Raw genomic sequence first — 22,103 nt, 5'->3', positions numbered from 1 at the left:
ATTGACATGGACGCGGGCGAATTTCGTCGACTGTGGAATGAGATCGCGCCGATCGGCCGCGCCGACTCGGGCGGCTACGTGCGCCTCTCCTGGACCGAGGCCGACCTGGACCTGCGCACCTGGTTCCACGCGCAGTCCAAACTGCGCGGCCTGCGCTACGAGGAGGACCGCAACGGCAACCTCTACGCCTGGTGGGACCCGGAGAAGGAGCTCGTGGTCGATCCCGAAGCCCCGCATCCGCACAAAGCAGTGCTCACCGGCAGCCACTTCGACTCCGTCCCGCATGGCGGCGCCTACGACGGCCCGCTCGGCATCGTCTCGGCCTTCCTCGCCGTCGACCGGCTCAGGGCGGACGGGGCGAACCCGAAGCGGCCCATCGGCATCGCCGCGTTCACCGAGGAAGAGGGCGGGCGCTTCGGCGTCCCCTGCCTCGGCTCCCGCCTCATGGCCGGCGTGATCGCCCCCGACCGCGCCCGCGCGCTCACCGACCCTGACGGGGTCACGCTCGAAGCGGCCATGAGCGCGGCCGGAGCCGAACCGGACCTCCTCGGGCCCGACCCCGAACGGCTCGAACGCCTCGCCGCGTTCATCGAGCTGCACATCGAGCAGGGCCGCACGCTGGACGGCAGCGAGTCCTCCGTGGCCGTCGCCAGCGCGATCTGGCCGCACGGCCGCTGGCGCGTCACGTTCACCGGCGAGGCCGACCACGCCGGGACCACGCGCCTGCCCGACCGGCGCGACCCGATGCTGACCTTCGCGTTCGCGGTCCTCGCCGCCCGCAAGGAGGCGCGGCTGGCCGGGGGCGTCGCCACGGTCGGCCGGGTCGAGGTGGAGCCGAACGCCACCAACGCGATCGCTGCTTCCGTGACCGCCTGGCTCGACGCGCGGGCGCCCGATGAGGCGGTGCTCGGCGAGATCCTCACCGGTTTCGAGTCCAAAGTGGTCGAGCGGGCGGGCCGTGACGGCACGAGGGTCGAGATCGTGCCGGAGTCGGAGTCGCCGATCGTCGAGTTCGACGGGGCCCTGCGCGACCGGATCGCCGCGCTCCTGGGCGGTGCGCCGGTCCTGCCGACCGCGGCGGGCCATGACGCGGGCGTCCTGTCCGCACATGTGCCGACCGCGATGCTGTTCGTGCGCAACCCGACCGGGGTCTCGCATGCCCCGGGCGAGTCGGCGAGCGACGAGGACTGCGCGGCGGGCGTGGACGCGCTCGCGGCCGTGCTGAGGGACCTGGCGTGCTGACCTTCTGGGCCGAGCACGCGCTGCTGCCGGGCGGTCCGGCCGACGCGGTGGCGATCGAGGTCGCGGAGGGGCGCATCACCAAGGTGACGCCCGGCGACAGGCGCCGCGGCGATGTGCTTGCGGGCGTGACCATGCCGGGGTTCGCGAACGCGCATTCGCACGCGTTCCACCGGGCGCTGCGCGGTCGCACGCAAGCCGGTACCGGCACCTTCTGGACGTGGCGCGACGGCATGTACGCCCTCGCCGAACGCCTCGACCCGGACTCGTACTACCGGCTGGCGCGCGGGGTCTACGCCGAGATGGCGCTGGCCGGGATCACGACGGTGGGGGAGTTCCACTACCTGCACCACTCGCCGGGCGGGCGGCCGTACGCGGACCCGAACGCCATGGGGGAGGCCCTGATGCAGGCCGCCGCCGATGCGGGCATCAGGATCACGCTGCTCGACACCCTCTATCTCGCGGGCGGTTTCGGCCTGCCGCTCGAGCGCGCGCAGCGGCGCTTCGGCGACGGGAGCCTGGAGGCCTGGCTCGACCGGGTCGAGAAGCTCCACCCGCCGGGTCACGCGGTGATCGGCGCCGCGGTGCACTCGGTGCGGGCGGTGCCGGACGAGGCGATCGCGGCGTTCGCGTGCTCGACCGAGGGCCGCCCGGTCCATGTGCACCTCTCCGAGCAGCGGTCCGAGAACGAGTCGTGCCGCCTCGTGCACGGTTGCAGCCCAACGGAACTGCTCGAGCGTTGCGGGCTCCTCGGCCCGGACCTGACGGCGGTGCACGCCACGCACCTGGCGGGGCACGACATCGAGCTGCTGCGCCGCTCGGGGACGACCGCGAGCTTCTGCCCCACGACCGAACGCGACCTCGCGGACGGGCTCGGCCCGGCGCGGGCGCTCGCCGAAGCGGGCGTGCGGCTCTCGCTCGGCACCGACAGCAACGCCATTGTGGACATGTTCGAGGAGGCGCGGGCGGTGGAGATGCACGAGCGGCTCGTCAGCGAGGAGCGCGGCCGGTTCACCGCCGACGAACTCCTCGGTGCGATGACCAGGCACGACAGCCTCGGCTGGCCCGACGCGGGCCGCATCGAGGTCGGGGCGCGGGCCGACCTGGTGACGGTGGACCTGCGGACGCCGCGCACCGCCGGAATCGATCCCTCCGGGGTCGTCTACGCCGCCACGGCCGCCGACATCAGCGACGTGATCGTGGACGGCCGCCGCATCGTCGCGGGCGGCAGGCATCTGCGCATCGACGCGGGGGCCGAACTGGCCGCCGCCGTCAAGGGGCTGTGGACATGACCGACTCGCAATCGGCCCGCCGCTCGCACGCTGTAGCGGGCGAGCCGCCCCGCGGCCCCGCGCCGGATCGCCCGTCACCGCGCAGCTCCGCACCGGACGGCCCGCGTGCGGGCCGCGCCGCGCCGGATCGACCGCAGGCCGGCCGCACCACCCCGGCCTGCCCGCCACCCGGCGACGTTCGTCCTCGAAATGTCCATGCCGCCCACCGAAAGGACCGGCGATGAGCCTGTTGATCGACGGCATCGGCGAACTCTTCAGCGCCGACGACGAGGGCACGATCCACTACGACGCCGCGATCGTCGTCGAGGACGGCCGCATCGCCTGGGTCGGCCACCGGCTCAACCGGCCCGCCGCCGACGAGTACTTCGACGCCGGCGACAAGGCCATGATCCCCGGCTTCGTCGACAGCCACGCCCACCTCGTCTTCGCCGGCGACCGCAGCGGCGAGTTCGCCGCCCGCATGGCCGGCGAGCCCTACACCGGCGGCGGCATCCGCACCACCGTGGCCGCCACCCGCGCCGCCAGTGACGCCCGCCTGCGCGAGACCTGCGCCCGCCTCACCACTGAGATGCTCCGCCAGGGCACCACCACCGTGGAGGTCAAGTCCGGCTACGGCCTGACCGTCGACGACGAGGCCCGGTCGCTGCGCATCGCCGGCGAGTTCACCACCGAGACCACCTATCTCGGCGCGCACACCGTTCCGGAGGGCGCCGACGGCGCCTTGACGGACGCTGACGAGTACACCGCGCTCGCCGCGGGCCCCATGCTCGAAGCCTGTGCGCCCCATGCCAAATGGGCGGACGTCTTTTGCGAGCGCGGCGCCTTCGACGGGGACCAGGCCCGCGCGGTCCTCACCGCGAGCGCCGCGGCAGGACTGGGCCTGCGCGTCCACGCCAACCAGCTCACCGCCGGCCCCGGCGTGCAGCTCGCCGTCGAGCTCGGGGCGGCCTCCGCCGACCACTGCACCCACCTGACCGACTCCGATGTGGACGCCCTCGCGGGCGGCGACACCGTCGCGACCCTCCTGCCGGGCGCGGAGTTCTCGACCCGTTCGCCCTATCCCGACGCGCGCCGCCTCCTCGACGCCGGCGTCCGCGTCGCGCTCGCGACCGACTGCAACCCCGGCTCCTCGTACACGAGCAGCATGGCGTTCTGCATCGCCCTCGCCGTCCGCGAGATGCGGATGACCCCCGACGAGGCGCTCGAGGCCGCCACCGCCGCGGGTGCCGACGCATTGCGGCGCAAGGACATCGGGCGGATCGAGGTCGGCGCCCGCGCCGACCTGGTCCTCCTCGACGCCCCCTCGTACGTCCACCTGGCCTACCGGCCGGGGACGCCCCTGATCGACACCGTCTTCCGCGCCGGCACCGCGGTGAGTTGAGGAGCAACGATGTCCGCAGTCCACATCACGACCGTCCCGGTCACCCCCGGCGAGGTCATCGCGGTCGCCCGCGACCGCGCCCGCGTCGTCATCGACGCTGAGGCCCGCGACGCCATGGCGCGCAGCCGCGCGATCGTCGACTCGATCGAACGCGAAGGCCGTCCCGTCTACGGCGTCTCGACCGGTTTCGGCGCGCTCGCGAACACGTTCGTCGCGCCCGATCGCCGCGCCGAACTCCAGCACGCGCTGATCCGCTCGCACGCGGCGGGCGTCGGCGACCCCATGCCCGTCGAGGTGGTCCGAGCGATGATGCTCCTGCGCCTGCGCTCGCTCGCCATGGGCCTCAGCGGGGTCCGCCCCGAGGTCGCCGATGCCCTGGCCGCGCTGCTCAACGCCGACATCACCCCGTGGGTCCCGCGGCACGGCTCGCTCGGCGCCTCAGGCGACCTCGCGCCGTTGGCGCACTGCGCGATGGTGCTGCTCGGTGAGGGCTGGGTCCGCGCCGACGACGGCACCCGCCTCGACGCCGGCCCGGTCCTGGAACGCGCCGGCCTGACGCCGATCACGTTGTCCTCGAAGGAGGGCCTGGCGCTCATCAACGGCACCGACGGGATGCTCGGCATGCTGATCCTCGCGGTCGCGGACCTGCGCCATCTGCTCGCCATGGCCGACGTGTGCGCCGCGCTCTCGAACGAGGCGATGCTCGGCTCGGACCGCCCGTTCCAGCCCGAACTCCACGAGATCCGCCCCCAACCGGGCCAGGCGCACAGCGCCGCCAACATCCACCGGCTGCTCCAGGACTCCGAGGTCATGGACTCCCACCGCAACGACACCGCGCACGCGGTGCAGGACGCCTACTCCATGCGCTGCGCCCCGCAGGTCGCCGGAGCCGCGCGCGACGTGCTCGCCTACGCCGAGACCGTGGCCGCCCGGGAACTGCGCTCGGTCGTCGACAACCCGGTGGTGCTCCCGGACGGCCGCGTCGAGTCCACCGGCAACTTCCACGGCGCCCCGCTCGGCTACGCGGCCGACTTCCTCGGCATCGCCGCAGCGGACGTCGGCTCGATCTCGGAACGGCGCGTCGACCGCCTCCTGGACGTCACGCGCTCGCGCGGCCTCCCGGCGTTCCTCAGCCCGGACCCGGGCGTGAACTCGGGGCTCATGATCGCGCAGTACACCGCGGCCGGGATCGTGGCCGAGAACCGCAGGCTCGCCGCCCCGGCCTCGGTCGACTCGGTGCCGACCTCCGGCATGCAGGAGGACCACGTCTCGATGGGCTGGGCCGCGGGCTGCAAGCTCCGCACCGTCATCGACAACCTGGGCACCCTGCTCGCGGTGGAGCTCCTCGCCGGAGTCCAAGGCCTGCAACTGCGCCAGCCCCTGATCCCCAGCCCGGCCGCGCGGGCCGCGATCGCCGCCGTCGCCCCGATCGCGGGCAAGCCCGGCCCCGACCACTTCCTCGCCCCGGTCATCGAGCAGGTCAAACACCTCCTCGAAAGCCCGGCCCTCAAGGACGAGATCGAAGCGGCGGTGGGCCCGCTCCGCTGACGAGCACCAGGTGTCGGTGCGCGCCGATACCATCGGCCCACCGGCCGCGCAGCGGCGACGACGAGAACGGGGTGCGGACGATGACGAGCCCGAACGACGAGGTCGATGCGCTGATGGCGGGCGCCGACCACCCCCACAAGGACGCGGTCGAGCACCTGCGCGCGGTGATCCTCGCCGTCGACCCGGGGATCACCGAGCACGTCAAATGGAACGCGCCCAGCTTCGTCCACGGCGGCGTCGACCGCGTGACCTTCAACCTCAAGGCGAAGGACGTGCAGCTCGTCTTCCACCGCGGCGCCGCGGTCCGGAAGGACGCCTTCGAGTTCGCCGACGACACGGGCCTGATGCGGTGGCGGTCCAACGACCGGGCCGTGGTCGCCTTCAAGGACCTCGCCGACGCCCGCGCGAACGAGCAGGCCCTCAGCGGCCTCGTGAAGCGCTGGATCGCCGCCTGAACGGTGACCCGGATGTGATTGCGGGCCTTGGGGTTCGGGCCGCGTCTTCGCATGATGCTGTAATTGGTGCCCCAGCGACAGCGGAGGTTCCATGACAGCGACACCCAGTGCCGTGACCGGCGTTCACACCTACCTCGCACTCCAGGTGGAGGCGCTGCACGAGTTCCGGGAACCGGTCATTCGCGCCGAACCGGACGCCGTGCACCGCATGCGGGTGGCCACCCGCCGGCTGCGCTCGCTGCTGTCGACCTACTCCGGCCTCTACGAGACCATGCCGCTGAACCGCAGGCGGCTGCGCTGGCTCGCCGACGAACTCGGCACCGTCCGCGACCTCGAAGTGCTCCGGATGCGGTTCGCCAAGCGCCTCGGCGACGAGCGCCCGGACTGGTTCGAGGCCCTCGCGGAGCAGGAACGCCTCGCCTACGAACCGCTCGCGCGGGCCTGCTCCCGCGAGCGCACCACCAAACTCCTCGCCGCGGCCCAGGCCATGGCCACCGCACCGCAGTATTCGGCCGCGGCCGCGCAACCGGTCGAATCGGTCCTCGGACCGATCGTCGAAGCCTCCCGCCGCGACCTGGAACGGGCCCTGGACGCCATCGACGGCGCCGCCGATCCGGACGCGGCGCGACACACGGCGCGCAACGCCGCCAAGCGGACCCGCTACACCGCCGAAGCGGCCGTCGACCTCGGCGAGCCCGCCGCGGCGATCGCGTCCGGGGCCAAGCGCCTCCAGAACCTGTTCGGGCGCTGCCAGGACGACGTGGTCGCGATCCGGTACCTGGAGGCCCACGCCCCCGAATCGCCGGTCCTGGAACGCGAGCGCCAGGCCCACGCCAAGCACCTCGCCAAAGTCGAAGCGGCGCTGGCCGAGCGAAGCGGCTCCTGACCCCGCAGACGACGCGGAACGGCCCGGCGGCCGCGCTTCTTTCGAAGCGTGGTTCCGCCGGGCCGTCTTCGGGACGACAATAGGGGTTGGACGATGGGGTTAGAGGCCGGACAGCTTCTGCCCGGCGCGGATGACGGCCATGCCGAGGCGGTCGCCCGGGCGGCGTCCGAGACGCTCTATGGGCCCGGACACCGAGATCGCGGCGACGACGCGGCCGGTCTTGTCCCGTACGGGAGCCGAGACGCTGACCACGCCCGGTTCGCGTTCGGCGACCGACTGCGCGAAGCCGCGGCGGCGGACCTCGGCGAGGGTCTTCGACGAGAACCGGCACTTGGGCAGCAGCGGCAGGATCCCTTCCGGCGGCTCCCAGGCGAGCAGCACCTGCGCGCCCGAACCGGCGGTCATCGGGAGGCCCGCGCCGACGGGCACCGTGTCGCGCAGCCCGGAGGCGCGCTCGGCGGCGGCCACGCAGACGCGCTCGTCGGCCCGCCTGCGGTACAGCTGGGTCGATTCGCCCGTCTGGTCGCGGAGGAGGTTGAGCACTGGTTCGGCGGCACTGAGGAGGACGTCGGCCGTCGACCCGGCGAGCTCGCCGAGTTTCGGGCCGGGGCGCCAACGGCCCTCGTGGTCGCGTTGCAGCATCTCGTGGGCTTCGAGGGCCTGTGCGAGCCGGTGGGCCGTGGCCCTGGGCAATCCGGTCTCGTGCACGAGCTCAGCCAGGCTGGCGCCGTTGGTGCAAGCCGTGAGGATGAGCACCGCCTTGTCAAGGACGCCGACTCCGCTGATAGTATTCGTTCTCACGAGCTGAACATTACCTCCCATATTTCGAGAAGTCCAACGACTGGGAACAGAGATGTCACCTACACCACACGAATCCGAGGGAACGGCACCGCGCACCCTCGCGCAGAAGGTCTGGGACGCCCACGTGGTACGCACGGGCGGCCAGCAACCCGACCTGCTCTACATCGACCTGCACCTCCTTCACGAGGTGACCAGCCCCCAGGCCTTCGACGGCCTGCGGCAGGCGGGGCGCAAAGTCCGGCGGACCGATCTCACGATCGCGACCGAGGACCACAACACGCCCACCGACAACCTCTTCACCATCGCGGACCCGACCAGCCGCAAGCAGATCGAGACGCTCCGCGCCAACTGCGAAGAGTTCGGCGTCCGCATCCACTCGCTCGGTGACGAGAACCAGGGCGTCGTCCACGTCGTGGGACCCCAGCTGGGACTCACCCAGCCGGGCATGACCGTGGTGTGCGGCGACTCCCACACCTCCACGCACGGCGCGTTCGGCTCGATCGCGTTCGGCATCGGCACCAGCGAGGTCGAGCACGTGCTCGCCACGCAGACCCTGCCGCAGGCGAAGCCGAAGTACATGGCCGTCACCGTGAACGGCTCGCTGCCCGAAGGCGTCTCGGCGAAGGACCTGATCCTCAAGATCATCTCCATCACCGGCACCGGCGGCGGCAAGGGCCACATCGTCGAGTACCGCGGCCAGGCCATCGAGGAGCTCTCGATGGAAGGCCGCATGACGGTGTGCAACATGTCCATCGAGTGGGGCGCCAAGGCCGGCATGATCGCGCCTGACGAGAAGACCGCCGCCTACGTCAAGGGCCGCCCGCACGCGCCCCAGGGCGAGGACTGGGACGCCGCCGTCGAGTACTGGCAGACCCTCAAGACCGACGAGGGCGCCGTCTTCGACAAGGAGATCGTCATCGACGCGGCCTCCTTGAGCCCGTTCGTCACCTGGGGCACCAACCCCGGGCAGGGCGTCGAGCTTTCCGGCACCGTCCCCGCACCCGAGGACTTCGAGGACCCGATCGCGCGCACCACCGCCGCCGGGGCCCTGGAGTACATGGGCCTCGAAGCCGGCACGCCGATGCGCGAGATCGACGTCGACGTCGTCTTCCTCGGCTCGTGCACCAACGGCCGCATCGAGGACCTGCGCACCGCCGCCGAGGTCATCAAGGGCCGCAAGGTCGCCGACACGGTCAACATGATGGTCGTGCCCGGCTCCGCGAAGGTCCGCGAGCAGGCCATCGCCGAAGGCCTCGACAAGGTCTTCATCGACGCGGGCGCCGACTGGCGCTTCGCCGGCTGCTCGATGTGCCTGGGCATGAACCCGGACCAGCTGACGCCCGGCCAGCGCGCCGCCTCCACCTCGAACCGCAACTTCGAGGGACGCCAAGGCAAGGGCGGGCGCACCCACCTGGTGAGCCCGGCCGTCGCCGCCGCCACGGCCGTGACCGGCCACCTCGCCAGCCCGGCGGATCTGTAGGAAGGGCAGGGAATCATGGACAAGTTCACGACCCACACCGGCAGCGTCGCCCCGCTGCGACGCTCCAACGTCGACACCGACCAGATCATCCCGGCCGTGTACCTCAAGCGGGTCACCAAGACCGGGTTCGAGGACGGCCTGTTCGCCGAGTGGCGCGAGGACGAGAAGTTCCTCCTCAACCAGCCGGAGTACCGCAGCGCCACCATCCTGGTCACCGGCACCGAGTTCGGCACCGGCTCCTCACGCGAGCACGCCGTCTGGGCCCTGAAGGACTACGGGTTCAAGGCGGTCATCGCCCCGCGCTTCGGCGACATCTTCCGCGGCAACTCGCTCAAGAACGGTCTGTTGACTGTGGAGCTGCCCGAGGCGGCCGTCGAGGAGCTGTGGCTGCGCGCCGAACTCCACCCGGAGGCGGAGACCACGGTCGACCTCGAGGCGTGCGAAGTCCGTGCGGGCGAGCGGACCTGGAGCTTCGAGTTCGACGAGTTCCTGCGCTGGCGCATGATGGAAGGGCTCGACGACGTGGCCCTGACGCTGCGCGACGAGGACAAGATCGCGGGCTTCGAGTCGAACCGGGACGCTTGGCGGCCTAGGACTCTCCCCGCTCAGGTCTAGTGTCCGGGAGCCCGATCCAGTTAGCAATCACGTACGGAGCCGGTGGCGATGCCACCGGCTCCAGGCGTGTTCGGGTCCCTCCCAACGGGGTTGCGAGCGTCGATTTCGGGCACCTGAATAAAAATTCCCTGCGACACAACGGGTCTATTTTCGCGGAAACAGTTGCGTTCGCTTTCGAAACGTCATAACGTGCGCTTAACAAGCTGGTATGGCTTCAAGGACTATCGGGAGGGTAGGACTCGTGAACAAGGCAGAGTTCGTCGAACGGATCGCCGCACGCACTGGCGACCGGGCCGCTGCGAAAGAAGTCGTGGATGTCGCGATCGACGAGATACAGCGCGCGGTGGTGAAAGGGGAGAAAGTCTCCTTCGCCGGTTTCGGCGTCTTCGAGAAGCGCGCTCGCGCCGCTCGCATGGCGCGCAACCCGCGTACCGGGGAAGCGGTGAAGGTCAAGAAGACCGTCGTCCCCGCGTTCCGCCCGGGCACCGGCTTCAAGGAGCTCGTGACCGGCAAGCGCAAGGCGGTCAAGTCGGCCACCGCCAAGAAGGCGGCGCCGGCCAAGAAGACCACCGCGAAGAAGGCGGCGACCAAGAAGACGGCCGCCAAGAAGACCACGCGGGCCGCCTCCACGGCGACCCGTTCGACGGCCACGAGCCGCGTGGGCGCCAAGAAGACCGCGGCGAAGAAGACCACGGCCAAGAAGGCCACGACCGCGAAGAAGGCCGTGCGCAAGACCGCGGCGAAGCCCGCCGCGAAGAAGACCGCGGCGAAGAAGACCACGAAGCGCGGACGCAGCTGATGCCGCGGCCCCGAAGCGGTTCGGGGCACGCGGTGAGGCGCCCGTCCGAACTCGCACGGGGAAGAGGGCATTCAGGAGCCACCTGAATGCCCTCGCTGCTTTACACGGCTTTACGCGGGTCGTGCCTCAGACGGCACCGCTTACTGGTTCGCGGCACCGCCCGCGACTGCGTCGGAGAAGTCATTGCCGAACTTCCCCTCTGGATCGACGCGAGCCCGGAGTTTCTCGAAGTCCCCCATTCGCGGATAACGCGAGCGGACCTCATCCATTGGTATCGAAAACAATTTGCCCCAATGGGGTCGCGGTGAGAACGGTTCCAAAGCCGCTTCGGCCGCCGACATCACCGGAGCCACCGCCTCGAAGTCGCTCACCCAAGTGAAATGCAGCCCCACGGTGTCGCGCCCGAATGCGGGCGAGAGCCACAGGTCGTCCGCCGCCATCGTGCGCACCTCGCAGATCTGCACCACCGAGCCGAGCCGCTCCCCGAGCCCCGCCAGCGCCTCGAGCGCCGCGGGCGCGTCCGCCCGGTCGATCAGGAACTCCGACTGCAGCTCGTCGCCCGCGCTGGGGGTGAACTCGGGCTTGAAGTGCGGCAGGCGCTCGTGCCAGGGGCCGGTCTGCCCCTGCTGCACGGTGCACGCCTCGGGGTCGACGCCCGGCACCGGGTGCCGCTTGCCGTCCGCCAGCGGGGCCCCGTACCAGTTCGCCTGCGGGAACGGGTGGGTCTGGTCGGCCGTGCGCTGCTTCACCCAGTACTGGAACACCGGGGACGCGCCCCAGGCGGTGAACAGGCTGGTGCTGTAGGCCGAGGAGGTCAGCTCGTCGAAGTGCGCGAGCGCCTGGTCGAACGCCAGGCCGTCGTAGACGTACTGGCGCATCTCGAAGCCGGGCAGCAGGTCCAGGGTCACCGTGTGCACGACGCCCAAGGCGCCCAGGTGGACGACGGAACCGGGGAAGTCCTCGTCGCCGCGCGAGACCGTGCGCAGCTCCCCGTCGGGGCCGATGAACTCGATGGCGGCCACGGCGGTCGCGAGGTTCCCGTTGCGGTCGCCCGAACCGTGCGTGCCGGTCGCGATCGAGCCGGCGATGGAGATGTGCGGCAGCGACGCCATGTTGTGCAGGGCGAACCCGGCGCGGTGCACGGCGTCGCTCAAGGCGGCGTAGGTGATCCACCCGGAGGCGCGGACGGTGCCGGTGAGGGCGTCGATGTGCGCTTCGGGCTCGATGCCCGCGAGGGAGACCATCGTCGCGTCGGAGGCGGCGATCGTGTTGAACGAGTGGCCCGAACCGAGCACGCGCAGGCGCGGTGCGGCGGCGATGACCGAGCGGGCCTCGTCGAGCGTGGCGGGCGCCTCGAAGCGGCTGGGGGAGAAGCGGATGTTCCCGGCCCAGTTCTGGAGGGCGGTGGGGGAGCGGTCCGGCACGGCGGCATTCCTCCTTGTAGGCGCGCCAGGGCGCACACAGAGCAGTGGGCGGCCAACGGTACCGCGCAGCCCCCGCAGGAGGCACCTGAGCGGTCCAGGGGGCGGGAATGCGGTCCTGCTGAGCGCCGTGACGCCCGCCACGGCCGCGAGGAACGTCGGACCCCAATGCAGGAGTGCTCATCGGAGGCCTCCGACCCGGCGCTCAGGACCGCCGCCCGCGCCCGTGAAACGCGACCGCTCGCGGCCGAACCGGGGAACCAGGGGACTGTCGTACCCCTATGCCAGGGTGTGTACTGGGGGCCCGAAACACGGCCCCCAGCGCCTCTGCCCATGCGCGCGAAACGCCCCGCAGCGACCGCGATCCGCTAGAGCCGCTCCACGCCCACGAGCTTCTGCCCCGAGAGCGACAGCACCCACGCCTCGCCGGGCCTCGTCGACACATCCGCGGTCTCGACACCGTCCTCGTCCGCGAGGATCGCGACCGTGTCGCTCACGACTTCCGGCTCCGCGCAGACGATCGCCGTCCCGCCTCCGCCCGCCAGTTCCCGCAGGCGCGCACCCGAGCGCTCGGGATTGCGTTCGTGCGCTTCGGTGTCGAACGCCGTGTCACCGCTCAGCGTGCACCGCACCGCCTGCGCGATCGGCTCCAGCGTCTGCACGCTCGCCCGGCCGGTCGCGCTGAACGCCCGATCCGGCTGGTACAGCGCCGCCAGCGCCGCCATCCGCACCGCCTGGTCCTGCCCCCGCCGGCTCAACGGCCGGGTCACCTCGGGCCCGTCCCACGTCTGCTCGACCTCCGCCGGCGCCATCAGCAGCACCGTCGCGGTCACCGCCGGCAGCGCACTGAACGCCGTGAGCACCTGCTGGTCCCGCGGCCGCGTCAGCCCCTCACGCGCCTCCGCGAGCGTGATCCAGCGCCGCTCGCCGATCTCCTCGTCAGCGGTGAACGCCGCATCCGGCTTCTCCGTGCGCATCGACCAGTAGTCGACGTACTTCAGCACGTCCCCTTCGGGATTCGGCAGCACATACGAGGCCCGGCACAGCCGCATCTGCGGGATGACCGGAATCCCGGTCTCCTCCTCGACCTCGCGGCACGCCGCCGTGAGCGGGTGCTCGCCGGGGTCGAGCTTGCCCTTCGGCAGCGACCAGTTCCCGACCTGGGGGCGCCACACGGCGATCACCTCGATGAGGCCGCGCTCGCCGTTGCGCCACAACAGGCCGCCAGCGGCGGCGATCTGCCTCTGCGGCGCCCCGTTCCCGACAGTGTCCTGTTCCACACTCACGCTTCATACGGTACTGGGACTCGCCCAATCGCGGAAAGCCCGCCACTCGCGCGGAGGAGGCCGTGCACGCGGCGTCTAGGCGCGCATGGTGGGGATCCTGACGGCGACGACCCGGCCGTCGGCGTCGGCGTCGAGCTGGACGCGCTGGCCGAGGCGAAGGAACCGCAGGCCGGAGACGGCGAAGGCCGCCGCGTCGAAGGCGACGCGGCGGCCGTTGTCCAGGACGACCTCGCCGGAGGTGTCCTCGTTGAAGTTCGAGACGGTGCCCTGCATGGTTTCAGCTTGGCCCATGCGGGCCGGGAAAGCGAGCGGCCGCCAGGGGAGCGCCGGGGGTTACTTCCGGATCTGGGGGTTGTTGCGCCCGCCGATGGCCTTCTTGGCCTTGAGGCCGAGCCAGACGATGCCGCCGACGATGGCGATGAAGAGGGCGAAGTTGAAGATGAAGGCGAGAATGCCGCCGATCGCTCCGAGCACGAATTGGATCACGTTCACCACGATGATCACGGCGAGGACCGCGCCGCCGAACAGGGCCGCGAGCCAGCCGAAGAGACGCCAGTTCATGTCACTCACTCCGAGTCGAGTCGAGAATCGAGCCGACACGTCCGGTCGGCAAGGTAGATGTCACAGTGACTCTATGATGACATCATAGCGGGTTTCGCGCAACCCTCGGGTACCGCCGCCCCTGCGCGGCGGTTCGCGGGCCGCGCGCCGCGTACCTGGGAGTTCACTCGACGTAGCGGCGAGACCAGCGGTGAGGAGTCAAACCCCACCCTTTGCTTACCGTCGCCTGAAGGGCCCGGCGCGGGCGTTAGAGTGCAATGCACTGACGATCCCGTACACGACGGCACAGGCCGAGCCCATCCGGCCGCAGCCCGACTCCTGAGAAAGCGAGCCAGCAGGTGACCGAGCCGAGGCCCGAGGCGCAGTACACCTTCCGCCGCCGCGGCGGCGACGCCCTCCGCCCCGACGTCCGCATCTACGCGAACCTCGTCAAGGGCGCCATGCTGGGACTCACCGAGCGCTCGTGGTCGGGCATGGAGAACATCCCGCTCGAGGGCCCCGCGATCCTGGTCTGGAACCACTACTCGGACATCGACCCGCTCCTGGTCGTCCACTACGTGTACAACGCCGGCCGCCACCCCCGGTTCCTCCTCAAGGAGTCGATCGTCCGCATCCCCGTGGTCGGCCCGCTCGTGCGCAGCACCGGCCAGATCCCCGTCAAGCGCGGCAGCGCCGAGGCGGCCGACTCGCTGCGCACCCTCGAACACGAACTCGCCCAAGGGCACGTGGTCATCATGTCCCCGGAGGGCACGGTCACGAAGGAGCCGGACCGCTGGCCGATGCGCGGCAAGACCGGCATCGCCCGCCTCGCGCTCGACTCCGGCGCGCCCGTGGTCCCGATCGTGCAGTGGGGCGCCCTCGGCATCCACGACCGCAAGCGCGACCCCAAGTTCAAGATCGGCCGCAAGCCCGTCACGGTCCGGGCGCTCCCGGCCGTCGACCTCTCCCCTTGGGAGGGCAAGGAGCCCACCCGCGAGGACCTCGCCGCGGTCACCGACCGCATCATGGAGGCCCTGCGCGACGGCCTCGCCGAGATCCGCGGCCAGAAAGCACCCCCTTTGTTCGATCCCCGGCAGCACCGATCCGACGAAAGCGAGTCTTCCGAGTGAGAGCAGCCGTCATGGGGGCCGGTTCCTGGGGAACCGTGTTCGCCAAGATTCTCGCCGATGCCGGGACGCCGGTCACCGTGTGGGCCAGGCGGGCCGAAATCGCCGAGGCGATCAATTCGACCCACCGCAACCCGGACTACTTCCCGGACATCGACCTGCCGCGCCTGGTGAGCGCCACTGACGACGCGGCCGTCGCGCTGCGCGGCGCGGACCTCGTGGTCCTGTCCGTCCCGAGCCAGACGCTGCGCGGCAACCTCGCCGTCTGGAAGGAGCACCTGGAGCCGGTCGCGACCCTCCTGAGCCTCATGAAGGGCATCGAGCTCGGCTCGACCGAGCGCATGACCGAGGTCATCGCCGAGGTCACGGGCGCGGCCGAATCGCGCATCGCGGTCCTGTCGGGCCCGAACCTCGCCCGCGAGATCGCCGAGGAGCAGCCCACGGCCTCGGTCGTGGCGTGCATCGACCACGGCCGCGCGGTCGACGTGCAGAAGGCCGTCACCACCTCCTACTTCCGCCCGTACACGAACACCGACGTCGTCGGCTGCGAGCTCGGCGGCGCGGTCAAGAACGTCATCGCCCTCGCCTACGGCATGGCCGCGGGCATGGGCATGGGCGACAACACGAAGGCCACGATCATCACCCGCGGCCTCGCCGAGACCACCCGTCTCGGCACGCGGCTGGGCGCGGACCCGACCACGTTCGCCGGGCTCGCCGGGCTCGGCGACCTCGTCGCGACCTGCTCGTCCCCCCTGTCGCGCAATCACACCTTCGGCGAGCAGCTGGGGCTCGGGGCCACCTTGGAAGAGGCCGCCCGCGTCACCAAGCAGACCGCCGAGGGCGTCAAGAGCTGCCGTTCCATCACCGACCTCGCCCGCAAGGTGGGCGTGGAGATGCCGATCTGCGATGCCGTGGAACGGGTCTGCCACGAAGGACTCGACCCCAGAGCCGCGGTCGCCGAACTCATGGGACGCGAGACCAAACCCGAAATCGACAGTTTGAGGTCCGACAATGAGTAAACCGACCGTCGCCGTCTTCTTCGGCGGACGCAGTGTGGAGCAGCCGGTCTCGTGCGCCTCCGGCTCCGGCGTGGCCAAGGCCCTGCGCGAGCGGGGCTTCGACGTCACCACGATCGGCATCACCCGCAGCGGCGAATGGGTCGAGCTCGCGCCCGACACCACGTTCGCGATCGAGTCCCCCGAGGCCCTTCCCGAGGTCACCGCCGAAGCCGGCAAGGCCGTCGCGATCGACCTCGGCCCGGGCTCGCAGCCGATCGCCGACGTCCTCTTCCCGGTCCTGCACGGCCCCTTCGGCGAGGACGGCACGATCCAGGGCCTGTTCGAGATGGCCGGCGCCCCCTATGTCGGCTCCGGCGTGCTCTCGAGCTCGCTGTGCATGGACAAGGAGTTCAGCAAGCGCCTCCTCGCCGCCGAAGGCGTGCCGCAGGGCGCGTTCGACGTCCTCAAGGCCGGCGAGAAGCTCGACGCCGAAGCCGTGATCAACAAGCTCGGCCTGCCGATCTTCGTCAAGCCCGCCCGCGCGGGTTCGAGCCTCGGCATCAGCAAGGTCAACTCGGGCGCCGAGCTCGCCACGGCCGTCGAGAAGGCCCGCGAGGTCGACGACAAGGTCGTCTTCGAGGCGGCCTTCGAGAACGCCCGCGAGATCGAGATGGGCGTCGTCGAGACGCTCGACGGCGACCTGGAGATCACGTTCCCGCTCGAGGTCCTCGCCAAGGGCGAGGACGGCTGGTTCGACTTCGAGGCCAAGTACCTCGACAACCCCGAGCCGTTCAACCTCCACCCGGACTACCCCGAGGGCGTGGCCGAGCAGGCCCAGGCGCTCGCGCGCAAGGTCTTCCGGCTGCTGGACTGCCGCGACCTGGCCCGAGTCGACTGCTTCCTCGGCGAGGACGGTGTCGTCTACCTCAATGAGGTGAACACCATGCCGGGCATGACGCCGATGAGCGGCGTGCCCCAGGCTTTCGCGGCCTACGGCATCTCGTACGGCGAGCTCGTAGAGCGCCTGGTCACTCTCGCAGAGGCCCGTGCTCGACGCTCCTGAGCACGGCGAGTACCCTGGCTGAGTTGACCCGCGGTCTTCTCCGCGGCGTCGGCTACTGCATCACCGTGTGCGCGCCAGTCCTCGAGGTTCCCTTGAGTGCATAACTGAGCGCGCTACACTCACGCGTTCCTGCTGGTCAGGAGCGTACTGTGCCTCGTATCTTCTTCGAGGCGACGCATGAATTACTGGAGAGATCATTGCAAGCTAAGGCGAAAGTCAAGCTTTCCCGATCCCTCGGCATCGCTCTGACGCCGAAGGCCGCCAAGTACATGGAGCGCCGTCCCTACCCTCCGGGGCAGCACGGCCGCGGCCGCAAGAAGGAATCGGACTACAAGAACCAGCTCGTCGAGAAGCAGCGTCTGCGCGCCCAGTACAACATCTCTGAGCGCCAGCTGCGGAACGCCTACGCCGAGGCCGTGCGCAAGCCCGGCAAGACCGGTGAGAACCTGGTGACGCTGCTCGAGTCCCGCCTGGACGCCTTCGTGCTCCGCGCCGGATTCGCCCGCACCATCTACCAGGCGCGGCAGTTCGTGAACCACGGCCACTTCACCGTGAACGGCCGCAAGGTCGACATCGCGTCCTACCGGCTCAAGGCCGGCGACTTCGTGCAGGTGCGCAAGAAGTCCCGCGAGACCACGCCGTTCCAGCTGGCCGCCGCCGGCGCCTGGGCGGGCGAAGTGACTCCGGCCTACATCGAGGCTCACCTCGAAGGCCTGATCGCCCGCTTCCTCTCGGTGCCCGAGCGCAAGCAGGTCCCCGTGATCTGCGACGAGCAGCTCATCGTCGAGTTCTACTCGAAGTAAAGCGTGCGAGCTCTGCTCGGCTGAAGTTCAGCCGAGCAGTGAGCGCCGCCCGGCTTCCCGGGCGACCGGGAGACCGGGCGGCGCCCCGCTTTCGTTCCAGTGCCCTCCGTCACGGTCAACCCCCTGGTAGGCGGTATTGGGACGCGAGTAGACTCGCTCAGTGGTGCAGTGCGTCCCCGAGTGGGTCGCCATGGGTCGCTCCGAATGTCGTTGCAGAACGAAACCGGATGCGACCGGCGAAGCGCAGCACCGTTTCCGCGCCGCCCGAATCCTCGGACCGGCGTGCCAGTAGCTCCGACCTGATCATGGGTGCGGGGTTTTCAGACCGAGTTGTCACGGTAGCGGAGGACATGCCGAAAAAAGACGGTGCCATCGAGATTGAGGGCAAGGTCGTCGAGTCCCTCCCGAACGCAATGTTCCGGGTGGAGCTCACCAACGGCCACAAAGTACTCGCCCACATCAGTGGCAAGATGCGCCAGAACTACATCCGAATCCTCCCCGAGGACCGGGTCGTGGTGGAGCTCTCGCCGTACGACCTGTCGCGCGGGCGGATTGTCTACCGCTACCGCTGACCTGACTTCTACACGTAAGTAGGACTCGTGAAAGTCAAGCCGAGCGTCAAAGTGATCTGCAAGAACTGCCGCGTGATCCGCAGGCACGGACGAGTGATGGTTATCTGCTCGTCCGACCCGCGTCACAAGCAGCGTCAGGGCTAACGCAGCACATACGCCAGCAAGAAAGGCCCCAGAAGGGGAAACCGCCGCCAGTGCGCAAGCACAACCCTCGGCTCGGAGGCCGAGGCTCGCATCGCCCATCAGGGCAGGGGATCAGACCCCGACGAGAAGGCAGTGGTCAGACCTCCGACAACGCTAGGAGTACGCCTGAATGGCACGCCTGGTTGGAGTCGACCTCCCGCGCGACAAGCGCCTGGAGATCGCACTCACCTACATTTTCGGCATCGGCCGCACGCGCTCGCTTGAGACGATCGCGGCGACCGGCCTCGACCGCGACAAGCGCGTCAAGGACCTCACCGACGAAGAGCTCGTGCAGCTTCGTACCCACATCGAAGAGCACTACCAGGTCGAAGGTGACCTGCGCCGCGAGGTGCAGGCGGACATTCGCCGCAAGATCGAGATCAACTGCTACCAGGGTCTCCGTCACCGCTACGGCCTTCCGGTCCACGGTCAGCGGACCAAGACCAATGCCCGTACTCGCAAGGGTCCGAAGAAGACCGTCGCGGGCAAGAAGAAGGCACGTTAGGAGACCAGCTGATGCCACCGAAGACTCGCGGCGGTTCCAAGAACCCGCGCGCCAAGAAGAAGAACGTGCCCCACGGGCACGCCCACATCAAGAGCACCTTCAACAACACCATCGTGTCGATCACCGACCCGACCGGTGCGGTCATCGCCTGGGCCTCGTCCGGCCAGGTCGGTTTCAAGGGCTCGCGCAAGTCCACCCCGTACGCCGCGCAGATGGCCGCCGAGGCCGCCGCCCGCCGTGCGATGGACAACGGCATGCGCAAGGTCGACGTCTACGTCAAGGGCCCGGGTTCGGGCCGCGAGACCGCGATCCGCTCCCTCCAGGCCGTCGGCCTCGAGGTCGGCTCGATCAACGACGTCACCCCGCAGCCGCACAACGGCTGCCGGCCGCCGAAGCGTCGCCGCGTCTAATACGCGCAGCGTCACCCAAGCGGATATCGTCACCGAAGAATCCATGAGTTTTAGGCGTCAAATAGTGGGCGCCCCGAACAAAGGAAACACGCAACAGTGCTTATCACTCAGCGGCCCACGCTCTCCGAGCAGCAGATCAGCCCGACCCGCTCCAAGTTCACGATCGAACCCCTGGAGCCCGGTTTCGGCTACACGCTCGGCAACTCGCTGCGGCGCACGCTGCTGTCGTCCATCCCGGGCGCGGCGGTCACGTCGATCAAGATCGACGGCGTCCTGCACGAGTTCTCCACCATTCCCGGCGTGAAAGAAGACGTCGTCGAACTGGTGCTGAACGTCAAGCAGATCTGCGTCTCCTCGGAGAACGACGAGCCGGCCACCATGTACCTGCGCAAGGAAGGCCCGGGCGAGGTGCTCGCCGGGGACATCCAGCCGCCCGCCGGCGTGCAGGTCCACAACCCCGAACTCAAGCTTGCGACCTTGAACTCCAAGGGCCGCATCGACATGGAGTTCGTGGTGGAGCGCGGCCGAGGCTATGTCTCGTCGCCGGCCAACAAGGGGGAGACCAACGAGATCGGCCGCATCCCGGTCGACTCGATCTACTCGCCCGTGCTCAAGGTGGCCTACTCCGTCGACGCGACCCGCGTCGAGCAGCGCACCGACTTCGACAAGCTCACCGTCGACGTCGAGTCCAAGCCGTCCACGACGCCGCGCACCGCGCTCGCGTCGGCCGGTTCCACCCTGGTGGAGCTGTTCGGCCTGTACCGCGAGCTCGACACCGAGGCCGAGGGCATCGACGTCGGGCCCAGCCCGGCCGACCAGCAGCTCGCTGCTGATCTGGCCCTGCCGATCGAGGACCTGGACATGACCGTCCGGTCGTACAACTGCCTCAAGCGCGAGGGCGTCAACACTGTTGGCGAACTGATCAACCGCACCGAGGCGGACCTGCTCGACATAAGGAACTTCGGGCAGAAGTCGATCGACGAGGTCAAGATGAAGCTCGCCGGCATGGGCCTGAGCCTCAAGGACTCGCCCGGCACCTTCGACCCGAGCGAGGCCGCTGTGGCCTACGGCGGGTCGCCGGTCGCCGACAACGACGAGTACGAAGAAGACGGTGAAGATCTCCGCGAGACCGAGGAGCTCTAAGCTTCCCGACCATTGGCGGTCGGTTCCGTAAGACGGCCGGCCGCGTCAAACCAAGAGGAGCAAGACAATGCCCAAACCCACAAAGGGCCCGCGCCTGGGTGGTTCCCCGGCTCACGAGAAGCTGATGCTCTCGGGCCTCGCGGCTTCCCTGTTCGAGCACGGCAGCATCACCACGACGCTGACCAAGGCTCGCCGCCTGCGTCCCTACGCCGAGAAGCTCATCACTCACGGCAAGAAGGGCACGCTGCACCACCGCCGTCTGGCGCTGGCCAAGCTGCGCAACAAGGACGCCACGCACGACCTGTTCGAGCAGGTTGCGCCCCGCTTCGCCAACCGCGAAGGCGGCTACACCCGGATCATCAAGGCCGGGAACCGCAAGGGCGACAACGCTCCTATGGCGATCATTCAGTTGGTCGACTAGCAAGTCTGCTGAACCGCGCGCAGGGCTCATGCTCTGCGCGCGGTTTGCTTTATCCGGAAGGTCGGGGTTGTGGACGAGGTTGTGGACAACGCGGGGGACGGCATGGATTCCCACGTGGGCGCCCCTGGGGGGACGACGCGGCTGCGGCTCGGCGTCGCCTACGACGGGGCCGAGTTCTCCGGTTGGGCGCTCCAGCCCGGGCTGCGGACGGTGGCCTCGGAGGTCATCCGCGCGCTGGAGCTGCTGTTCGGCGAGATCGGCGACTTCACCGTGGCCGGCCGGACGGACGCCGGGGTGCACGCGACGGGCCAGATCCTGCACGTGGATGTGCCCACGGCGAAGTGGGAGGCGCTCGGCGACAGGCTGCTGTGGCGGCTGCGCGGCATCCTCCCGCCCGACGTGCGGGCCGTGTCCGCCGAAGCGGTGGACCCGAGCTTCAACGCGCGGTTCGCGGCCCGGTGGCGCCGCTACCGCTACCGGGTCGCGGACGCGATGTGGGGCGTGAACCCGTTGCGGCGCTTGGACACCCTGGCCTGGCAGCGGCCCATCGACGTCGAGCGGATGCACGCGGCGTGCCAGAGCCTGCTCGGCGAACACGACTTCGTGGGCTTCTGCAAGTCGCGCGAGGGCGCGACGACCATCCGGGAGCTGCAGCAGTACGACTGGGCGCGGGACGAGGACGGCGTCGCGGTCGCGACGGTGCGCGCGGACGCGTTCTGCCATTCGATGGTCCGGAGCCTCGTGGGCGCGGCACTCGCGGTCGGCGACGGGCGCAGAGACGAACAGTGGCTCGCCTCGATCTTGACCATCGGAGAGCGGGCCAACGATGTGCACGTGGTGGGCCCGCACGGCCTGACCCTGGTCGAGGTCTCCTACTCGGAGGACCCGAAGGACTGGCAGGCCCGCGTCCACCTCACGCGGCGGGTGCGGACGCTCCCCGGCGATGCGGACGGCCCCGAGATCGACCGTCCACCAACCCCCACCCACCACTAGAGGGGAAAGATCAGTCCGGGCCGAGCGTCCCAGCCGGCCCCGACAGCAAACCGCCGCAAACGCGGTCGCGGGCCGAAATGTCACCCGAAAGGGCGGCCGCGGGGGGACGTTGCGCGTGCGAGCGGCTACAGCGGCCGAGTTG

Annotated in this window: 24 protein-coding genes and 1 pseudogene; 20 read left to right on the top strand and 5 right to left on the bottom strand. The window is 69.9% G+C overall.

The window, feature by feature from the left end; genetic code table 11:
- Positions 1–6: 6 nt before the first annotated feature.
- The 6 genes from QWI33_RS09570 (at position 7) to QWI33_RS09545 (ending at position 6,801) form a co-directional block, all read left to right on the top strand.
- Positions 7–1,242, top strand: coding sequence for an allantoate amidohydrolase (locus tag QWI33_RS09570; protein ID WP_289957021.1), 1,236 nt, complete (start codon positions 7–9; stop codon positions 1,240–1,242).
- On the top strand, positions 1,236–2,531 hold the full coding sequence (locus tag QWI33_RS09565) for a formimidoylglutamate deiminase (RefSeq protein ID WP_289957020.1): 1,296 nt from the start codon (positions 1,236–1,238) through the stop codon (positions 2,529–2,531). Before QWI33_RS09570 ends, QWI33_RS09565 begins: the two co-directional genes overlap by 7 nt.
- A 220-nt stretch (positions 2,532–2,751) precedes the next feature.
- Positions 2,752–3,912 (top strand): imidazolonepropionase, encoded by a 1,161-nt coding sequence (gene hutI, locus QWI33_RS09560; RefSeq protein WP_289957019.1) that lies wholly within the window; start codon positions 2,752–2,754, stop codon positions 3,910–3,912.
- A gap of 9 nt (positions 3,913–3,921) precedes the next feature.
- The gene (hutH, locus tag QWI33_RS09555) at positions 3,922–5,460 is read left to right on the top strand and encodes a histidine ammonia-lyase (RefSeq protein WP_289957018.1); all 1,539 of its coding nucleotides are present in this window, start codon (positions 3,922–3,924) and stop codon (positions 5,458–5,460) included.
- An 80-nt stretch (positions 5,461–5,540) separates the two neighbouring features.
- The gene (locus tag QWI33_RS09550; RefSeq protein WP_289957017.1) at positions 5,541–5,915 is read left to right on the top strand and encodes a DUF1801 domain-containing protein; all 375 of its coding nucleotides are present in this window, start codon (positions 5,541–5,543) and stop codon (positions 5,913–5,915) included.
- Positions 5,916–6,006: 91 nt separating this feature from the next.
- Complete coding sequence (locus tag QWI33_RS09545; protein WP_289957016.1) at positions 6,007–6,801, top strand: CHAD domain-containing protein; 795 nt, start codon at positions 6,007–6,009, stop codon at positions 6,799–6,801.
- Positions 6,802–6,900: 99 nt separating this feature from the next.
- Here QWI33_RS09545 and QWI33_RS09540 read toward each other — a convergent pair whose 3' ends face one another.
- The gene (locus QWI33_RS09540; RefSeq protein WP_344469158.1) at positions 6,901–7,587 is read right to left on the bottom strand and encodes an IclR family transcriptional regulator; all 687 of its coding nucleotides are present in this window, start codon (positions 7,585–7,587) and stop codon (positions 6,901–6,903) included.
- Between the two features lie 67 nt (positions 7,588–7,654).
- On the opposite strand from QWI33_RS09540, the gene leuC reads away from it, so the two are divergent.
- From leuC to QWI33_RS09525, 3 genes are all read left to right on the top strand, one after another.
- Positions 7,655–9,082: a 3-isopropylmalate dehydratase large subunit gene (gene leuC / locus QWI33_RS09535; protein WP_289957015.1), complete on the top strand. Its 1,428-nt coding sequence runs from the start codon at positions 7,655–7,657 to the stop codon at positions 9,080–9,082.
- Between the two features lie 15 nt (positions 9,083–9,097).
- Positions 9,098–9,697, top strand: a complete 600-nt coding sequence (gene leuD / locus QWI33_RS09530) for a 3-isopropylmalate dehydratase small subunit (RefSeq protein ID WP_289957014.1) — start codon at positions 9,098–9,100, stop codon at positions 9,695–9,697.
- A gap of 241 nt (positions 9,698–9,938) precedes the next feature.
- Positions 9,939–10,496, top strand: coding sequence for an HU family DNA-binding protein (locus QWI33_RS09525; protein ID WP_289957013.1), 558 nt, complete (start codon positions 9,939–9,941; stop codon positions 10,494–10,496).
- Positions 10,497–10,636: 140 nt separating this feature from the next.
- Here QWI33_RS09525 and QWI33_RS09520 read toward each other — a convergent pair whose 3' ends face one another.
- The 4 genes from QWI33_RS09520 to QWI33_RS09505 form a co-directional block, all read right to left on the bottom strand.
- On the bottom strand, positions 10,637–11,920 hold the full coding sequence (locus tag QWI33_RS09520; protein ID WP_289957012.1) for a D-arabinono-1,4-lactone oxidase: 1,284 nt from the start codon (positions 11,918–11,920) through the stop codon (positions 10,637–10,639).
- 365 nt (positions 11,921–12,285) lie between these two features.
- Positions 12,286–13,203 carry an NUDIX domain-containing protein gene (locus tag QWI33_RS09515; protein WP_289957011.1) on the bottom strand — a complete coding sequence of 306 codons (918 nt, stop codon included), beginning with the start codon at positions 13,201–13,203 and terminating at the stop codon, positions 12,286–12,288.
- A gap of 75 nt (positions 13,204–13,278) precedes the next feature.
- Positions 13,279–13,494 (bottom strand): cold-shock protein, encoded by a 216-nt coding sequence (locus tag QWI33_RS09510; protein ID WP_289957010.1) that lies wholly within the window; start codon positions 13,492–13,494, stop codon positions 13,279–13,281.
- A gap of 42 nt (positions 13,495–13,536) precedes the next feature.
- A complete protein-coding gene (locus tag QWI33_RS09505; RefSeq protein ID WP_270115742.1) occupies positions 13,537–13,764 on the bottom strand; it encodes a hypothetical protein in 228 nt (75 codons plus the stop codon).
- 338 nt (positions 13,765–14,102) lie between these two features.
- Here QWI33_RS09505 and QWI33_RS09500 point away from each other — a divergent pair, with 338 nt between their 5' ends.
- From QWI33_RS09500 to truA, 11 genes and pseudogenes are all read left to right on the top strand, one after another.
- Entirely contained in the window at positions 14,103–14,873 is a 771-nt protein-coding gene (locus QWI33_RS09500; protein WP_289957009.1) for a lysophospholipid acyltransferase family protein, read from the top strand.
- Between the two features lie 11 nt (positions 14,874–14,884).
- Entirely contained in the window at positions 14,885–15,889 is a 1,005-nt protein-coding gene (locus tag QWI33_RS09495; protein WP_289957207.1) for an NAD(P)H-dependent glycerol-3-phosphate dehydrogenase, read from the top strand.
- Positions 15,882–16,931 carry a D-alanine--D-alanine ligase family protein gene (locus tag QWI33_RS09490; RefSeq protein WP_289957008.1) on the top strand — a complete coding sequence of 350 codons (1,050 nt, stop codon included), beginning with the start codon at positions 15,882–15,884 and terminating at the stop codon, positions 16,929–16,931. Before QWI33_RS09495 ends, QWI33_RS09490 begins: the two co-directional genes overlap by 8 nt.
- A gap of 197 nt (positions 16,932–17,128) precedes the next feature.
- On the top strand, positions 17,129–17,734 hold the full coding sequence (gene rpsD / locus QWI33_RS09485) for a 30S ribosomal protein S4 (protein WP_344471048.1): 606 nt from the start codon (positions 17,129–17,131) through the stop codon (positions 17,732–17,734).
- A gap of 350 nt (positions 17,735–18,084) precedes the next feature.
- Positions 18,085–18,306 (top strand): translation initiation factor IF-1, encoded by a 222-nt coding sequence (infA, locus tag QWI33_RS09480; RefSeq protein ID WP_026929479.1) that lies wholly within the window; start codon positions 18,085–18,087, stop codon positions 18,304–18,306.
- Positions 18,307–18,333: 27 nt separating this feature from the next.
- Positions 18,334–18,450 carry a 50S ribosomal protein L36 gene (rpmJ, locus tag QWI33_RS09475; protein ID WP_081913453.1) on the top strand — a complete coding sequence of 39 codons (117 nt, stop codon included), beginning with the start codon at positions 18,334–18,336 and terminating at the stop codon, positions 18,448–18,450.
- 169 nt (positions 18,451–18,619) lie between these two features.
- Complete coding sequence (gene rpsM, locus QWI33_RS09470) at positions 18,620–18,994, top strand: 30S ribosomal protein S13 (protein WP_205325287.1); 375 nt, start codon at positions 18,620–18,622, stop codon at positions 18,992–18,994.
- An 11-nt stretch (positions 18,995–19,005) separates the two neighbouring features.
- Complete coding sequence (rpsK, locus tag QWI33_RS09465; RefSeq protein ID WP_136529806.1) at positions 19,006–19,404, top strand: 30S ribosomal protein S11; 399 nt, start codon at positions 19,006–19,008, stop codon at positions 19,402–19,404.
- A 96-nt stretch (positions 19,405–19,500) separates the two neighbouring features.
- The gene (locus QWI33_RS09460; protein WP_270115736.1) at positions 19,501–20,547 is read left to right on the top strand and encodes a DNA-directed RNA polymerase subunit alpha; all 1,047 of its coding nucleotides are present in this window, start codon (positions 19,501–19,503) and stop codon (positions 20,545–20,547) included.
- A gap of 67 nt (positions 20,548–20,614) precedes the next feature.
- A pseudogene (gene rplQ, locus QWI33_RS09455) lies at positions 20,615–20,962 on the top strand (50S ribosomal protein L17); the annotation flags it as partial.
- A gap of 108 nt (positions 20,963–21,070) precedes the next feature.
- Positions 21,071–21,961: a tRNA pseudouridine(38-40) synthase TruA gene (truA, locus tag QWI33_RS09450; RefSeq protein WP_435367570.1), complete on the top strand. Its 891-nt coding sequence runs from the start codon at positions 21,071–21,073 to the stop codon at positions 21,959–21,961.
- The last annotated feature ends 142 nt before the right edge of the window (positions 21,962–22,103 follow it).

The organism is Glycomyces tritici (assembly GCF_030403505.1).
The sequence above is the reverse complement of the archived record's forward strand: the minus strand, read 5'-3'. Positions and strand labels throughout refer to the sequence as shown.

Excerpts from the sequence above, each read along its gene's own strand:
- QWI33_RS09495 (WP_289957207.1), top strand. The coding sequence starts at position 14,885 with ATGGGGGCCGGTTCCTGGGGAACCGTGTTCGCCAAGATTCTCGCCGAT.
- infA (WP_026929479.1), top strand. The coding sequence starts at position 18,085 with ATGCCGAAAAAAGACGGTGCCATCGAGATTGAGGGCAAGGTCGTCGAG.
- QWI33_RS09510 (WP_289957010.1), bottom strand. The coding sequence starts at position 13,494 with ATGGGCCAAGCTGAAACCATGCAGGGCACCGTCTCGAACTTCAACGAG.
- hutH (WP_289957018.1), top strand. The coding sequence starts at position 3,922 with ATGTCCGCAGTCCACATCACGACCGTCCCGGTCACCCCCGGCGAGGTC.
- QWI33_RS09505 (WP_270115742.1), bottom strand. The coding sequence starts at position 13,764 with ATGAACTGGCGTCTCTTCGGCTGGCTCGCGGCCCTGTTCGGCGGCGCG.
- QWI33_RS09545 (WP_289957016.1), top strand. The coding sequence starts at position 6,007 with ATGACAGCGACACCCAGTGCCGTGACCGGCGTTCACACCTACCTCGCA.
- hutI (WP_289957019.1), top strand. The coding sequence starts at position 2,752 with ATGAGCCTGTTGATCGACGGCATCGGCGAACTCTTCAGCGCCGACGAC.
- truA (WP_435367570.1), top strand. The coding sequence starts at position 21,071 with ATGGATTCCCACGTGGGCGCCCCTGGGGGGACGACGCGGCTGCGGCTC.
- rpsM (WP_205325287.1), top strand. The coding sequence starts at position 18,620 with ATGGCACGCCTGGTTGGAGTCGACCTCCCGCGCGACAAGCGCCTGGAG.
- QWI33_RS09490 (WP_289957008.1), top strand. The coding sequence starts at position 15,882 with ATGAGTAAACCGACCGTCGCCGTCTTCTTCGGCGGACGCAGTGTGGAG.
- QWI33_RS09570 (WP_289957021.1), top strand. The coding sequence starts at position 7 with ATGGACGCGGGCGAATTTCGTCGACTGTGGAATGAGATCGCGCCGATC.
- leuD (WP_289957014.1), top strand. The coding sequence starts at position 9,098 with ATGGACAAGTTCACGACCCACACCGGCAGCGTCGCCCCGCTGCGACGC.
- leuC (WP_289957015.1), top strand. The coding sequence starts at position 7,655 with ATGTCACCTACACCACACGAATCCGAGGGAACGGCACCGCGCACCCTC.
- QWI33_RS09550 (WP_289957017.1), top strand. The coding sequence starts at position 5,541 with ATGACGAGCCCGAACGACGAGGTCGATGCGCTGATGGCGGGCGCCGAC.
- rpsK (WP_136529806.1), top strand. The coding sequence starts at position 19,006 with ATGCCACCGAAGACTCGCGGCGGTTCCAAGAACCCGCGCGCCAAGAAG.